Source organism: Kitasatospora sp. NPDC048715 (genome assembly GCF_043198905.1).
Classification (GTDB): domain Bacteria; phylum Actinomycetota; class Actinomycetes; order Streptomycetales; family Streptomycetaceae; genus Kitasatospora; species Kitasatospora lactacystinica.
The window spans coordinates 1-12,739 of record NZ_JBICVH010000009.1; the positions used below are offsets into that span (position 1 = coordinate 1).

Genomic DNA, 12,739 nt, shown 5'->3' on the forward strand with positions numbered 1-12,739 from the left:
GCTCGGGGGCCCCCCCCCCCGGGGCCCGCACCCCCGGGCCGGGGGGGGCCGCCCCGCGGCTGCGGCGCGTCGCGTGGGGGGGGCGCCGCCGTGCCGGGGGGGGGGGGGGGGGCGGGCCCGCCCCCGCGACCAGTGTCGTCCAGCACAAGGAGCGCAGAGCCGTGATCGCAGCCTTTTCGGTGACCCCGCTGGGGATCGGCGAGGACGTGGGGGAGGCGGTGGCCGCCGCCGTCCGGGTGGTGCGGGAGAGCGGTCTCCCGAACCGCACGGACGCGATGTTCACCAGCATCGAGGGGGAGTGGGACGAGGTGATGCCGGTGATCAGGGCGGCGATCGAGGCGGTGAAGGCGTACGGCAACCGGGTGAGCACGGTCATCAAGATCGACGACCGGGCCGGGGTCACCGACGGCCTCACCGCCAAGGTCGCCTCGGTCGAGCGGCACCTGGCCGCTGGGAGCCCGTCGGACCGCTGATGGCCGATGGACCGTCAGGTGGGCTTTGCTAGACGGTAGTTGGTGCTGGCAAGCCGGTCAGACCGTCGACGTCGGCCGGATCGCCGGTTCGGCCGCGACGGCCGGCGGCCGGCGGGTGAGCAGCCGGTCCAGGGCGTACGGGCCGGAGCCGAGCGTCGCGATGGCCAGGAAGGCCCAGCAGAACAGCACCGAGGCCTCGCCCCCGTTCTGCAGGGGCAGCAGGGCGTGCTCCTGGTGGACGGTGAAGTAGGCGTAGGCCATCGAGCCGGAGCAGAGCAGGGCGGCCACCCTGGTGCCGGCGCCGAGCAGCACCAGGGCGCCGCCGACCAGCTGGATCAGCGCGGCCCACCAGCCGGGCCACTGGCCGAGCGGGACGGTGCCGCCGCCCTTGGCGCCGCCGAGCACGCCGAACAGCGAGGCGGCGCCGTGGCAGGCGAAGAGCAGGCCGACGACGATCCGAAAGGCCGTCAGCACGACGGGTCTGGCGGCGTCGGCGGTCTGCCGGGGGTGGTTGGGGCGGTGTGCGGGCATGCGAAACGCCTCCTGTGGGGGAAGGAGGTGGATGGGAGCGGTAAGGGTAGCCTTGGTCTAGTCCACTTGGCAATGCTCCGTCAGAGATCAGGTCTGGACCAATAGTTGCTCTTTCTTGACCGCTCGGTCCAGAAAGGGCTACTGTTCCCGACATGGCGCGAACGAAGGAATTCGACCCGGACGCGGCGCTGCAGGCGGCCTTGGAGCTGTTCTGGCAGCGCGGCTACGAGGCGACGTCGATGGCCGACCTGGTCGAGCGGCTCGGCATCGCCCGGGCCAGCATCTACGCGACCTTCGGCAGCAAGCGCGAGCTGTACCTGCGGGCGCTGGAGCGCTACTGCGAGCAGAGCGACTCGGCACGGCTGCTCGACCTCTCCCGGCCCGGCCCGGCACTGCCGGCGGTCCGGGCGCTGGTCCGCCGGTACGCCGTGACGGACGAGGAGGAGGGTCGGCGCGGCTGCTTCGTCACCAACACGGCGGTGGAGCTGGCCCCGCACGACCCGGCGGCGTCCCGCCGGGTGGAGGCGAGCCTCGACCGCCTGGAGACGCTGCTCACCGCCGCCCTGGCGCGGGCCGCCGCGCAGGGCGAACTGCCCGCCGGGCGGGATCCGCGGACGCTCGCCCGGATGCTGGTCGTGCTGCTCCAGGGCATCCGGGTGGTGGGCAAGACCGCCGACGGCGCGCCCCGGGCGCGGGACGCCGCCGAGCAGGCGCTGGCGCTGCTGGACTGACGCCGGCCGGTCCGGGCCGGCGTCTTTTCCGGGGCTCATTCTGGACCGAACGGTCTTTATAGGGGGGAGGGTTTTACATGGCCGTCATCACTACCGGCCGGTACGGCTTCGCGCTGCTCGGTGTCGTCCAGGCGGTGCTGATCTTCACGATCATGATCCTGACCGTGCCGCTGCCGCTGGTGGCGCGGGAGTTCGGGCTCGGCCCGTCCGGGGTGCTGCTGCTCAGCGCCGCCTACGGGCTCTCCTTCAGCTCCCTGCTGCTGCTCGGCGGCCGCCTGACGGACCGCCACGGCGGACGCCCGGTGCTCCGCGCCGGCCTGGCGCTGCTCGCCGCAGCCTCGATCGCCTGCGCCCTCGCGCCCGGCTACCCCGTCCTGCTGGCGAGCCGTTTCGTGCAGGGCGTCGGCGCCGCCCTCACCGCCCCGGCGGCGGTCGCGGTGGTCCGGGTGCTGCACCCCGAACCGGCCGCCTACCGGCGGGCGATGGCCACCTGGGGCGGTCTGTCGGTGCTCGGCGCCACCGTCGGCAGCGTGGTCTCGGGCGCGGTCGCCGCGGCGGTCTCCTGGCGCTGGCTGTTCGCGGTGCCCGTCCTGGTCGCGCTGCTCGGCCTCGTCCGTTCCGCGGCCCTGCCCGCGGCCGCCCCGGTCGGCACCCGCCCGGCGCTGGACCTGCGCGGTGCCGCCCTCGCCACCGCCGGTGTCTGCGCGGCGAGTTACGCCCTGGTGGCCTCCACCGAACACGGCTGGCGCAGCCCCGGGACGTACGGCCCGCTGGTCGCCGGGGTGCTCCTGCTGTCGGCCTTCGCCGCCGCCGAACGCCGCACCGCCGACCCGCTGCTGCCGCCCGGCTTCCTCGCCGACCGGCGCCGGGCCACCGCGCTCGCGGCCGTCATGGCCACCGCCGCCGGCACCGCGCTCACCTTCGTCCTGCTGTCGCTCTACCTCCAGCAGCTGCGCGGCTGGAGCGCCGCGGCCACCTCCGCCGCCTTCCTGCCCTACGCGGCCGTCCTGCTGCTCTCCGGTCGGCTCGCCGGCCCGCTGAGCGTCCGGTACGGCCCGGTGGCGGTCACCGCCGGCGGCCTCGCCCTGGCCGCCGCCGGACTCGGCCTGCTGGCCGGGCTCGGCCCCGGCAGCGGCTACGCCCTCGGACTGCTGCCCGGACTGCTCCTGCTGCCCGCCGGCGCCGCCGCGGCCTTCGCCGGTGCGACCGTGCTCGCCACCGGCGGGGTGCCGCCCGAGCGCACCGGACTGGCCGCGGGAGTGTTCAACACGGCCATGGAGCTCGGCCCCACCGCCGGACTGGCCGCCCTGATGGCGCTCGCCGCCACCCGCCCGAGCGTGGTCGGCGGCTACGCCGCGGCCTTCGCGGCGGCCGCCGTCGGGCTGGCGCTCACCGCCGTCGCGGTCGCCGCACTGCCCCGGACCATCGGGCCCACCAGCCCCACCAGCCCCACCAGCTCCACCGCAACCGAACGCACCGACCGCATCAAGGAGTTCACCTCATGACCACGCGTTTCGCCGACAAGTCCGTCCTGGTCACCGGCGCCGGCAGCGGCATCGGCCGGGCCATCGCGCTCGCCTTCGCCCGCGAGGGCGCCCGGGTCGCGGTCGCCGGCCGCGGCGCGGGCCCGCTCGCCGGGACCGTCGAGCTGATCGAGCGGGCCGGCGGCAAGGCGGTCGCGCTCACCGGCGACGTGACGAACGCCCAGGACGCCGCCCGGCTGGTCCGGGAGGCCGTCGAGCGGTTCGGCGGCCTGGACGTCGCCGTCAACAACGCCGGAGTGTTCGGCGCCGCCGGCCCGGTCGCCGACATCGACGAGGCGGAGTGGCAGCGGGTGATCGGCGTCAACGTCACCGGAACCCTGCTCGCCATGCAGGCGCAGATCGCCCACATGCGGGCCCACGGCGGCGGCGCGATCGTCAACGTCTCGTCCAACCTCGGTGCCCACAAGCGGATCGCGGGCGTCGGCGCCTACGCCGCCAGCAAGGCCGCGGTCACCGTGCTGACCCGGGCCGCCGCCCTCGACCACATCGCCGAGGGCGTGCGGATCAACACCGTCAGCCCCGGCGCGGTGGACACCCCGATGTCCTCCCGGCCGGGCGAGGACGCCGAGGCCAAGGCCGAGCGGATGAGGGCCGAGGTCCCGGTCGGCCGGGTCGGCGCGACGGAAGAGGTGGCCGCCGCGGTGCTGTACCTGGCCTCCGACGAGGCGGGGTACACCGTCGGCAGCGACCTGGTGCTGGACGGCGGCTCCTCCGCCTGACCCGCCCCTCCGCCGGGCAGTCCATCCGCCCCTCCGCCCGGCAACCTCCTCCGCCTGACCGTCGGCTACTCGCCCAGCCACTCCCCGGGCAGCACCCCGTAGAGCGCGTCCAGCGCCTGCGGGGTGCGGGCGCGGGCCGCCACCCAGGCCTCCTCGGCCACCCCGACCAGCACCTCCGGGCCCTGGTACCAGCGGAAGTTGCGGCCGAGCGCGGGCAACTCCACGAGACCGTCCGGCAGTTCGTCCTCCAATTCGAGGAAGTCGGTCAGCTCGTGCTCCTCCAGCAGCTTCTCCGTCATCGCCATCGCCGCGGCCGCCGTGGAGAAGCGCTCCTCCCAGGGCTCCCACCGCTCCTGTGACTTGTCCGCCAGGTCGAGCCGGCCCACCGTCGGCGGGTCCTCCCGGTCGAGGGCGTCCAGCGGCACGCCCCAGTGCGCGCAGCCCTGGTTCTCCGCCCGGTACACCAGCGCGCCGTCCAGCACGTGCAGCTCGTCCGGCGTCAGCAGCACGTCCTGGCTGCTGGTCAGGTCCGCCCGGCGGCCGAACAGCCGGTACGCCTCGCGCAGCGCCACCGGCAGCCGCAGGCCCAGCCGCAGCTCGGCCGCGTCCAGCTCCTCGTCCGTGAAGCCGTCGGCCGGCCCCAGGGGCTCGCCCCAGTAGGCGGCGAAGCCCCTGACGAGCGCCCAGGCACCCGCGCGGGAGCGCACACTTTCGGCCATTGCCGCCGGGATGTCGAATTCCGTTTCGTCCACCCGCGCACCGTACGCCACCCCTCCGACAGCGCGGTGAACCGCTCGACAGCCCGCCCGCCGCCGCTGCGCAGCCCCTCCGCAGCCCGTCCGGGCACGACCGGCCGGATCTGACGCGAACGCGTAATCCCGGCGACACCCGTTGATCACCACGGGGTTTCCACGCCGTCGTTCGGGCAAGACACGGTTTCGGCCGGAACCGACATCACGAAAGGCGGACGCGCGAAAGATGCCGACCGCACCGCACACCGGGCCCCTCCCGGGCCGCCGCTCCCCACGGGGAGGGCGCTGGGGCGAACACGGGCTCGCCTGGGCCTTCCTGCTGCCCTCCCTGGTGGTCTTCGTCCTCTTCATCGGCTACCCGCTGGGCCGGACCGTCTACCTCAGCGGGCACGCCAACGACCTCTTCGGCGCGCCCTCCCGCTACGTGGGGACGAAGCACTACACCGACCTGTTCGCCTCGGCGGACTTCGGCCGCACCCTGACGACCACGGCCCTGTTCACCCTGCTCACCGTGGTGCCCGGGGTGCTCGGCGCGCTGGCGCTGGTGCTGCTCCTGGAGAACCGGATCCGCGGCGTGCGGCTGCTGCGCTCGGCGTTCGCGCTGCCCTTCGCGTTCTCGGTGGCCAGCGCCTCGGTGGTCTTCGCGGTGTTCTTCAACCCCGCCAGCGGGGTGCTCAACGGCCTGCTCTCGCACGTCGGCCTCGGCCCGGTCGGCTGGCTGACCGACTCCCGGTACGCGCTGCTCTCGGTGGCCGTCACCACGGTGTGGATGAACCTCGGCTACAACGTGCTGGTGCTCTCCGCGGGCATCGGCTCGATCCCGGGGGAGGTCCTGGAGGCGGCCCGCATCGACGGCGCCTCCGGCCTGCGGCTGGCCCGCTCGATCACCGTCCCGATGCTCGGACCGAACCTGTTCTTCCTGACCGTTGTCTCCACCGTCCACGCGCTCCAGAGCTTCGGCCAGATCCACATCCTCACCAAGGGCGGGCCGGACGGCTCCACCCGGACCCTCGTCTACTCCGTCTACGAGAAGGCCTTCGCCTACGGCTCCAGCGACTTCGGCACCGCGAGCGCCCAGGCCGTGGTGCTGCTCGTGGTCGTCCTCGCCTGCACGGCCGTCCAGTTCGGCGTCCTGGAGCGGAAGGTGCACTACGCATGACCACCCTGACCACCGAGACCGAGACCGAGACCGAGACCGGGGCGCGGGCCGAGGCGCCCCGACCGCGCGCACGTGCCCTCGCCGGGCGCTCCCCGCGCGACCTGCTCGGCCGCGCCGCCGTCTACCTGCTGCTCGCCGTCGCGGTCGTCACCGTGGCCTTCCCGGTCTACTACGCGATCGCCGGCGCCTTCATGGGCCCGTCCGAACTCTCCTCCTACCCGCCGGCCCTGGTGCCGCACTCGGTCACCGGACGGAACTTCTCCGGCGCCGTGGAGGCCATCCCGCTGGCCCGCCAGTACGCCAACTCGGCGATCGTGGCGACCGTCATCACGCTCGCCCAGCTGTTCACCTCGGTGCTCGCCGCGTACGCGTTCGTGTTCCTGCCGATGAAGGCCCGGGCCGTGGTGTTCGGGGTGTTCCTGGCCACGCTGATGGTCCCGTGGGAGGCCATCATCATCCCCAACTACCTGACGCTGTCCGGCTGGGGGCTCGGCAACACCTACTTCGGCCTGGTGCTGCCCTTCCTGGCCTCCGGCTTCGGCACCTTCATGCTGCGCCAGGCCTTCCGCCAGCTGCCCGGCGAACTGCGCGACGCGGCCCGGATCGACGGGGCCGGCCACTGGCGGTTCCTGTGGCGGATCGTCGTCCCGCTCAACAAGCCGGCCCTCGCGGCGCTGTCGATCTACGTCTTCCTGTCGGCCTGGAACCAGTACTTCTGGCCGCTGATCATCACCCGCACGGCGAACATGCAGACCCTCCAGATCGGTCTGACCTCGCTGCGCGACTCCGAGATGGCCGATCCCGGGCTGATCCTGGCCGGTGTCGTGCTCTCCCTGCTGCCCACCCTCGCCCTGGTGGTCTTCGGCCAGCGCTTCATCGTCCGCGGCCTCACCGCGGGCGCCGTCCGCTGACCGCGTGTCCCGTCCACGTCCCCCGCTTTCCCGGATAGAGAGAGAACCCTCGTGAAGAAGAGTGCGCGCGCGCTCGCGGCCCTGCTGGTGGCCGGCCTTTCCCTGACCGCCTGCAGCTCCAGCGGCTCCGGTTCCGGTTCCGGCGGCTCCTCCGACGCCGGAGCGCCCGGCGCCCAGGCGCTCGACCAGGCCTCCGGTGTCACCAGCGTGGAGTTCTGGCACTCGATGACCGGCAAGAACGCCGACGTGCTGAACGGGCTGGTCGGCCAGTTCAACGCCGCCCACCAGGGCAAGATCGAGGTCAAGGCGCAGTTCCAGGGCAAGTACGACGAGCTGGTCACCAAGTACAAGGCCGCCGTGCAGCAGAAGGGCACCCCCGCCCTGGCGCAGGTCTACGACATCGGCACCCGGTTCATGATCGACTCCAAGCAGACCGTCCCGGCCCAGGCCTTCGCCGACAAGGACGGCTACTCGCTGGACGACCTCGACGCCAACATCCGCAACTACTACTCGGTCGGCGGCAAGCTCCAGTCGATGCCGTTCAACTCCTCGATGCCGCTGCTCTACCTGAACAGCGACGCCTTCAAGGAGGCCGGCCTCGACCCGGCGCAGGCGCCCAAGGACCTCAACGAGCTGGGCGAGCTGGCCAAGAAGCTGACGAAGAAGGACGCCGACGGCAAGACCGTCCGGTACGGCTTCGGCGCCGCCATCTACGGCTGGTTCGTGGAGCAGCTGCTCGCCGAGTCCGGCGCCATGTACTGCGACAACGACAACGGCCGCGGCAACAAGGCGGGCAAGGTCGTCTTCGACTCCGCCCAGGGCGCCCGGATCGTCCAGTGGTGGGCCGACCTGGTCAAGGGCGGCTACGCGGCCAACACCGGCCGCACCACCGACGACGCCCAGGCCGCGTTCAAGGCCGGCACGGTCGCGATGCACCTGGAGTCCACCGGCGTGCTGCGCGGCTACACCGAGGCCGCGAAGTTCGGCGTCGGCACGGCGGCCTTCCCCAAGGTCGACGCCGCCGACCAGGGCGGCCCGGTGATCGGCGGCGCCTCGCTGTGGATCAGCGGCCCCGGCCACTCGGACGCCGAGAAGCGCGCCGCCTGGGAGTTCGAGAAGTTCGTCTCCGCCCCCGAGCAGCAGGCCGTCTGGCACACCGGCACCGGCTACTTCCCGGTCAACACCAAGTCCCTGGACGACCCCAAGGACAAGGAGTGGGTGGCCAAGTACCCGCAGTTCCAGACCGCGATCGACCAGCTGAAGGCCACCAAGCCGACCCCGGCCACGGCCGGCTGCCTGCTCGGCGTGATGCCGCAGGCCCGCAAGGGCGTGGAGACCGCGATCGAGCAGGCCATCGCGGGCACCAAGCCGGCCCAGCAGGCCCTGGCCGACGCCGCGAAGGAGCTCCAGCCGGCGATCGAGAGCTACAACAGCTCGGTCGGCTGAACCGCCCCGGCCGAACGACGGAGAGGCCGCGGACGAACCGCCGCGGTCGAACGCCGGAGCCGCCGCGGCTGACCTTCGGAACCGCTGCGGCCGAACGCCGGCACGACGACGGCCCGCCCCGCGCACCGCGCGCAGGGCGGGCCGCCGCCGTCGGGGCCGCCGCTACGCCGTGTCCGCCTCGGAGAAGAGGAAGATCCCGGCCAGGATCAGCGCGGCCCCGCCGTACTGCCAGGCGTCGATGCGCTCGCCCAGCAGCAGCACCGCGAAGGCGAGCCCGAACACCGGGATGATGTTCAGCAGCACGCCCGCCGTGGTGACCGGGGTCCGGGTCACGGCGCGGTTGTACATCAGGAACGCGCCCGCCAGCCCGCCGCCGCAGACCCCGGCCGCGACCAGCCAGTGCAGCGGGCGGGCCCCGCCGGTGGTCAGGTCGCCGCCCAGCAGCCACTGACCGGCGATCAGCGGCACGGTGAACAGCAGCCCGAAGCCGAACTGGTAGGCCGTGGCGACCAGCGGATCGGTGTCCCGGACGATCCGTCCGGTGAGGATGGTGGCCGCCGCGGCCGCCACCGTGCCGAGCAGGACGAGGAGGTCCCCCGTACCGAGCCCGAACACGGCGTGGCTGCCGCCCAGCGCCGCGATGCCCACCGCACCCAGCACCACGCCGCCGACGGCGCGCGGCGTGGGTGCCCGGCGGCCGGCCAGCGCGGCCAGCGCGACCACGAAGCAGGCCTCCGAGCCGCGCAGGACGGAGGCCTGGGTCGCGTCGATGTGCGCCATCCCCAGCCCGATCGCCCCGTACCCGACCATCGGCTCGAACAGCCCGAGGAGGGCGAGCCGCCGCAGCTGGTCGCGCGGCGGGCGCCGGTGGCCCCGGCGGAGCAGGAGGGCCCAGGGCAGGGCGGCGGCGGTGACCAGCGAGACGGCGAGCACCGTCACGACCGGGAGCCCGCGCAGGGCGTACTTCTCCGCGGTGGTCCACAGGCCCCAGATCGCCGAGGCCCCGATCAGGGTCAGCGTTCCGCCCGGGTGGCGGACGGCGTTGCCGATCACGCCGGTCGCGGAGCTCCGGGAGCGGGTCGGGACGGCGGAGTCCGGTCGGCACGGGGTGGGTTCGGTGACCATGGGCCGGTGGGTTCCCTTCGGCGTCGGGCGGTCGGTCCTCGGTGCTCGGTCGTTTCAGTGCTCGGCGCTCGTCGGACCGGTCGGCTCCCCGGGCACTGCCGCAGGGTCAGTCCGTGCTGCTCCGGGGCGGGTAGGTGTGGGTGATGCCCCACGGGTCGGTCACGGTCCCGTCGCCGTTCAGGTAGCCCGGGCCGATCGGCACCTTGCCGTGGCCGCCGGGGATGTCGAGCACGTACGTCGGCTGGCACATGCCCGAGACCCGGCCGCGCAGCCGGCGGACGAGCGCCTGCCCCTCCGCGATGGTGGTGCGGAAGTGGCTGGTGCCGACGGCGAGGTCGCCGTGGTGCAGGTAGTACGGCTTGACCCGGTTCACGATCAGGGTGCGGAACAGGTCCTCCAGCGCCTCGGGGGTGTCGTTGACCCCCTTGAGCAGCACCGTCTGGCTGACCAGCGGGATGCCGGAGCCGGCCAGCAGCCGCAGTGCGCGACGGGCGCCGGGGCCGATCTCCTGGCTGTGGTTGGTGTGCACGACGACCCAGACCGGGGTGTCCAGGGTGAGCGCCCCGACCAGTTCCTCGGTCACCCGGTCCGGATCCACCACCGGCACCCGGGTGTGGAAGCGGATCACCTTGACGTGCTCGATGGCGTCGAGCGCCGCCAGGATCGGCCGCAGCCGGCTCGGGGACATGATCAGCGGGTCGCCCCCGGTGAAGATCACCTCCCAGATCTCCGGGTGACTGCGGATGTAGTCGAGGGCGGCGGCGAGCTGGCCCTCCTTCAGCATGGAGTCGCCCGGGCCGACCACCTCCCGGCGGAAGCAGAAGCGGCAGTACACGGGGCACACCAGCACCGGCTTGAGCAGCACCCGGTCCGGGTAGCGGTGGGTGATGCCCTTGACGGGGGTGAAGGGGTCGTCGCCGATCGGGTCCTCCCGCTCCTCCGGCAGGGAGATCAATTCCTGGCCGGTGGGCACGAACTGACGGGCGATCGGGTCGTCGGGCCCGACGATCCGGTCGCGCATGGCGGGGGTGATGCTCAGGGCGTACTTCTTGGCGACGTCGGTGATCGTCGCGAATTCTTCCTCGGGGACGAGTTGCTGTGCGAGCAGTTCCTTGGGCGTGCGAATCGGGCGCGGGGCGACCATGTCTTCAGCTCCTGGGGAAACCGATGAAGATCGTTCGGCGGACGGTGCCGCGTCGCGTTTCGACGGACACCGAAATTCCCGCGAGCGACATCATCACGGGATTTGAGGAGGGCTTCGGAAATCGATTCGGCGGTGAAAACCAAGAAGGCCGACGAACGACGACGCTAGTCCGGTGGCATAAACGCGTCAAGTTTTGATTGTGACAATATCCGGGAGGCCGCGTCACCGGATGTTAACGGTCCGCGTACGGGCGCCGCGGAGCGGTGCGCTAGGCGGAGAGCGCCTCGCCGCTCTCCGGGGGCGCGCACGCGGCGGCCAGTTCGTCCATGGACAGGTCGAGCGCGAAGGCCAGTGCCGCGATGGTGAAGAAGGACGGTGTCGGCGCCCGGCCGGTCTCGATCTTCCGCAGCGTCTCGGCCGAGACGCCGGCCGCCGCGGCCACCTCGACCATGCTGCGCTCGCCGCGCGCCTCGCGCAGCAGCGCCCCGAAGCGCTCGCCGCGCTCGCGCTCCCACGGGGTCAGCGGAGTCCTCACCATGCCGACGAGTCTACGGCCCCCTCGCCGCCCGGCGTCCATGCCCCGCGACCGTGATACAAATACCGGTATAAGAATTGGATCCAGGGGAGAGAAGCACCATGGTCGAACTCAAGTCGGACGCCGGGCTGGCCGCGATGCGCGAGGCCGGACGGGTGGTCGCGCAGGCGCTGGCAGCCGTCCGGGAGCAGGCGGCGCCCGGCGTGAGCCTGCTGGAGATGGACGAGGTGGCGCGGGGCGTGCTCAAGGCCGCCGGGGCCGCCTCGCCGTTCCTCGGCTACCGCCCGTCCTTCGCGCCCGTTCCGTTCCCGGCCGTCATCTGCGCCTCGGTGAACGACGCCGTGGTGCACGGCATCCCGAACGGCTACCGGCTGCGCGACGGCGACCTGGTGAGCATCGACTGCGGCGCCCTCCTGGACGGCTGGGCCGGGGACTCGGCGGTCAGCTTCACCGTCGGCACCGCCCGCCCCGAGGACACCGCCCTGATCGAGACCACCCGGCGCGCCCTGGAAGCGGGCATCGCCGCCGCCGTGGTCGGCAACCGGACCGGGGACATCGCCCACGCCATCGGCACCGTCGCCCGCGCCGGCCGCTACGGCCTGCTGGACGGCTACGGCGGGCACGGCATCGGCCGCCGGATGCACGAGGACCCGCACGTGGCCAACGAGGGCCGCCCGGGGCGGGGTTACCCGCTGCGCCCCGGACTGGTGCTGGCGATCGAGCCGATGCTGCTGGCCGGCGGGCGCGACGACCACCGCACCGATCCGGACGGCTGGACCCTGCGCACCGTCGACGGCAGCCGCGCCGCCCACGTCGAGCACACCGTCGCCATCACCGAGGACGGTCCGCGCATTCTCACCCTGCTCTGATCCGACAAGATCCACATGGCACGCCCTAAGCTCGGGGTCCATGACCAAAGGCGTGATGTTCGATTTCTCCGGCACCCTCTTCGGCGTCGTCTCCACCGTCGAGTGGCTGGCGGCCCACACCGCCGCCACCGGCCTCGTCCTGCCGGCCCGGGAGGAGGCCGAACTGGTGGCCCGGCTGGAGGAGTTCGGTGCCCTGCCCGGCGGGGTGCCGCCGCGGCGGATCCGGCCGGAGGTCCAGCCGGCGTGGGACACCCGGGACTTGACCCCCGAGCTGCACCGGGCCGCGTACACAGCGCTGACCCGCGACGCCGAGCCGCCCGCCGCCCTCGACGTGGACGCCCTCTACGAGTCCCACTGGGCGCCCGCGAACTGGCGGCCGTACCCGGACACCGCCGCCGTGCTGCGCGAGCTGCGCCGCCGGGGCGTGCCGGTCGCGGTGGTGAGCAACATCGGCTGGGACCTGCGGCCGGTCTTCCGCGCGTACGGTCTGGCGGAGCTGGTCGACGTCTACGTGCTGTCGTACGAGGTCGGCGCGCAGAAGCCCGATCCGGTGATCTTCGAGACCGCCTGCGAGCGGCTCGGGCTCGCCCCGGCCGACGTCCTGATGGTCGGCGACGACCGCACCTGCGACGGCGGTGCGACCGCGCTCGGCTGCGGCTTCCACCCCGTCGAGCACCTGCCCGTCGACCGGCGCCCGGACGCCCTCACGCCGGTGCTGGACGTCCTGACCGGGTGATCCCCGTGGCCGGACCCGACGGGGTGACGGCGTGACGGCATGACCGGGGTGACGCAGGACACGA

Annotated in this window: 14 protein-coding genes; 9 read left to right on the top strand and 5 right to left on the bottom strand. The window is 73.2% G+C overall.

Features of this window, described 5'->3' with window-relative positions:
• Window positions 1–161 precede the first annotated feature (161 nt).
• Window positions 162–473 (top strand): MTH1187 family thiamine-binding protein, encoded by a 312-nt coding sequence (locus ACGFSC_RS17805; protein ID WP_359912440.1) that lies wholly within the window; start codon window positions 162–164, stop codon window positions 471–473.
• 57 nt (window positions 474–530) lie between these two features.
• On the opposite strand, the gene ACGFSC_RS17810 is transcribed toward ACGFSC_RS17805, so the two are convergent.
• Window positions 531–1,004 carry a DoxX family protein gene (locus ACGFSC_RS17810; protein WP_359912443.1) on the bottom strand — a complete coding sequence of 158 codons (474 nt, stop codon included), beginning with the start codon at window positions 1,002–1,004 and terminating at the stop codon, window positions 531–533.
• A gap of 152 nt (window positions 1,005–1,156) precedes the next feature.
• Here ACGFSC_RS17810 and ACGFSC_RS17815 point away from each other — a divergent pair, with 152 nt between their 5' ends.
• The 3 genes from ACGFSC_RS17815 (at window position 1,157) to ACGFSC_RS17825 (ending at window position 3,998) form a co-directional block, all read left to right on the top strand.
• Window positions 1,157–1,735, top strand: coding sequence for a helix-turn-helix domain-containing protein (locus ACGFSC_RS17815; protein WP_359912446.1), 579 nt, complete (start codon window positions 1,157–1,159; stop codon window positions 1,733–1,735).
• A gap of 77 nt (window positions 1,736–1,812) precedes the next feature.
• A complete protein-coding gene (locus tag ACGFSC_RS17820; RefSeq protein ID WP_359912449.1) occupies window positions 1,813–3,240 on the top strand; it encodes an MFS transporter in 1,428 nt (475 codons plus the stop codon).
• A complete protein-coding gene (locus ACGFSC_RS17825) occupies window positions 3,237–3,998 on the top strand; it encodes a glucose 1-dehydrogenase (RefSeq protein ID WP_359912452.1) in 762 nt (253 codons plus the stop codon). The genes ACGFSC_RS17820 and ACGFSC_RS17825 overlap by 4 nt, the downstream gene beginning before the upstream one ends.
• Before the next feature lie 65 nt (window positions 3,999–4,063).
• On the opposite strand, the gene ACGFSC_RS17830 is transcribed toward ACGFSC_RS17825, so the two are convergent.
• Complete coding sequence (locus ACGFSC_RS17830) at window positions 4,064–4,750, bottom strand: SMI1/KNR4 family protein (protein WP_359912455.1); 687 nt, start codon at window positions 4,748–4,750, stop codon at window positions 4,064–4,066.
• A 226-nt stretch (window positions 4,751–4,976) separates the two neighbouring features.
• On the opposite strand from ACGFSC_RS17830, the gene ACGFSC_RS17835 reads away from it, so the two are divergent.
• Genes ACGFSC_RS17835 through ACGFSC_RS17845 form a run of 3 tightly spaced genes read left to right on the top strand, consistent with a single transcriptional unit; the run spans window position 4,977 to window position 8,266 of the window.
• Window positions 4,977–5,909 carry a sugar ABC transporter permease gene (locus ACGFSC_RS17835; protein ID WP_359912458.1) on the top strand — a complete coding sequence of 311 codons (933 nt, stop codon included), beginning with the start codon at window positions 4,977–4,979 and terminating at the stop codon, window positions 5,907–5,909.
• On the top strand, window positions 5,906–6,820 hold the full coding sequence (locus tag ACGFSC_RS17840) for a carbohydrate ABC transporter permease (protein ID WP_359912461.1): 915 nt from the start codon (window positions 5,906–5,908) through the stop codon (window positions 6,818–6,820). Before ACGFSC_RS17835 ends, ACGFSC_RS17840 begins: the two co-directional genes overlap by 4 nt.
• A 51-nt stretch (window positions 6,821–6,871) precedes the next feature.
• The gene (locus ACGFSC_RS17845) at window positions 6,872–8,266 is read left to right on the top strand and encodes an ABC transporter substrate-binding protein (protein WP_359912464.1); all 1,395 of its coding nucleotides are present in this window, start codon (window positions 6,872–6,874) and stop codon (window positions 8,264–8,266) included.
• 162 nt (window positions 8,267–8,428) lie between these two features.
• Here ACGFSC_RS17845 and ACGFSC_RS17850 read toward each other — a convergent pair whose 3' ends face one another.
• From ACGFSC_RS17850 to ACGFSC_RS17860, 3 genes are all read right to left on the bottom strand, one after another.
• Window positions 8,429–9,391, bottom strand: coding sequence for a DMT family transporter (locus tag ACGFSC_RS17850; RefSeq protein WP_359912466.1), 963 nt, complete (start codon window positions 9,389–9,391; stop codon window positions 8,429–8,431).
• A 106-nt stretch (window positions 9,392–9,497) separates the two neighbouring features.
• Entirely contained in the window at window positions 9,498–10,535 is a 1,038-nt protein-coding gene (locus ACGFSC_RS17855; RefSeq protein WP_359912469.1) for a lysine-2,3-aminomutase-like protein, read from the bottom strand.
• Window positions 10,536–10,803: 268 nt separating this feature from the next.
• On the bottom strand, window positions 10,804–11,073 hold the full coding sequence (locus tag ACGFSC_RS17860; RefSeq protein WP_359912472.1) for a helix-turn-helix transcriptional regulator: 270 nt from the start codon (window positions 11,071–11,073) through the stop codon (window positions 10,804–10,806).
• A gap of 98 nt (window positions 11,074–11,171) precedes the next feature.
• On the opposite strand from ACGFSC_RS17860, the gene map reads away from it, so the two are divergent.
• A complete protein-coding gene (gene map / locus ACGFSC_RS17865; RefSeq protein WP_359912475.1) occupies window positions 11,172–11,939 on the top strand; it encodes a type I methionyl aminopeptidase in 768 nt (255 codons plus the stop codon).
• A gap of 40 nt (window positions 11,940–11,979) precedes the next feature.
• Window positions 11,980–12,675 carry an HAD-IA family hydrolase gene (locus tag ACGFSC_RS17870; protein WP_359912478.1) on the top strand — a complete coding sequence of 232 codons (696 nt, stop codon included), beginning with the start codon at window positions 11,980–11,982 and terminating at the stop codon, window positions 12,673–12,675.
• The last annotated feature ends 64 nt before the right edge of the window (window positions 12,676–12,739 follow it).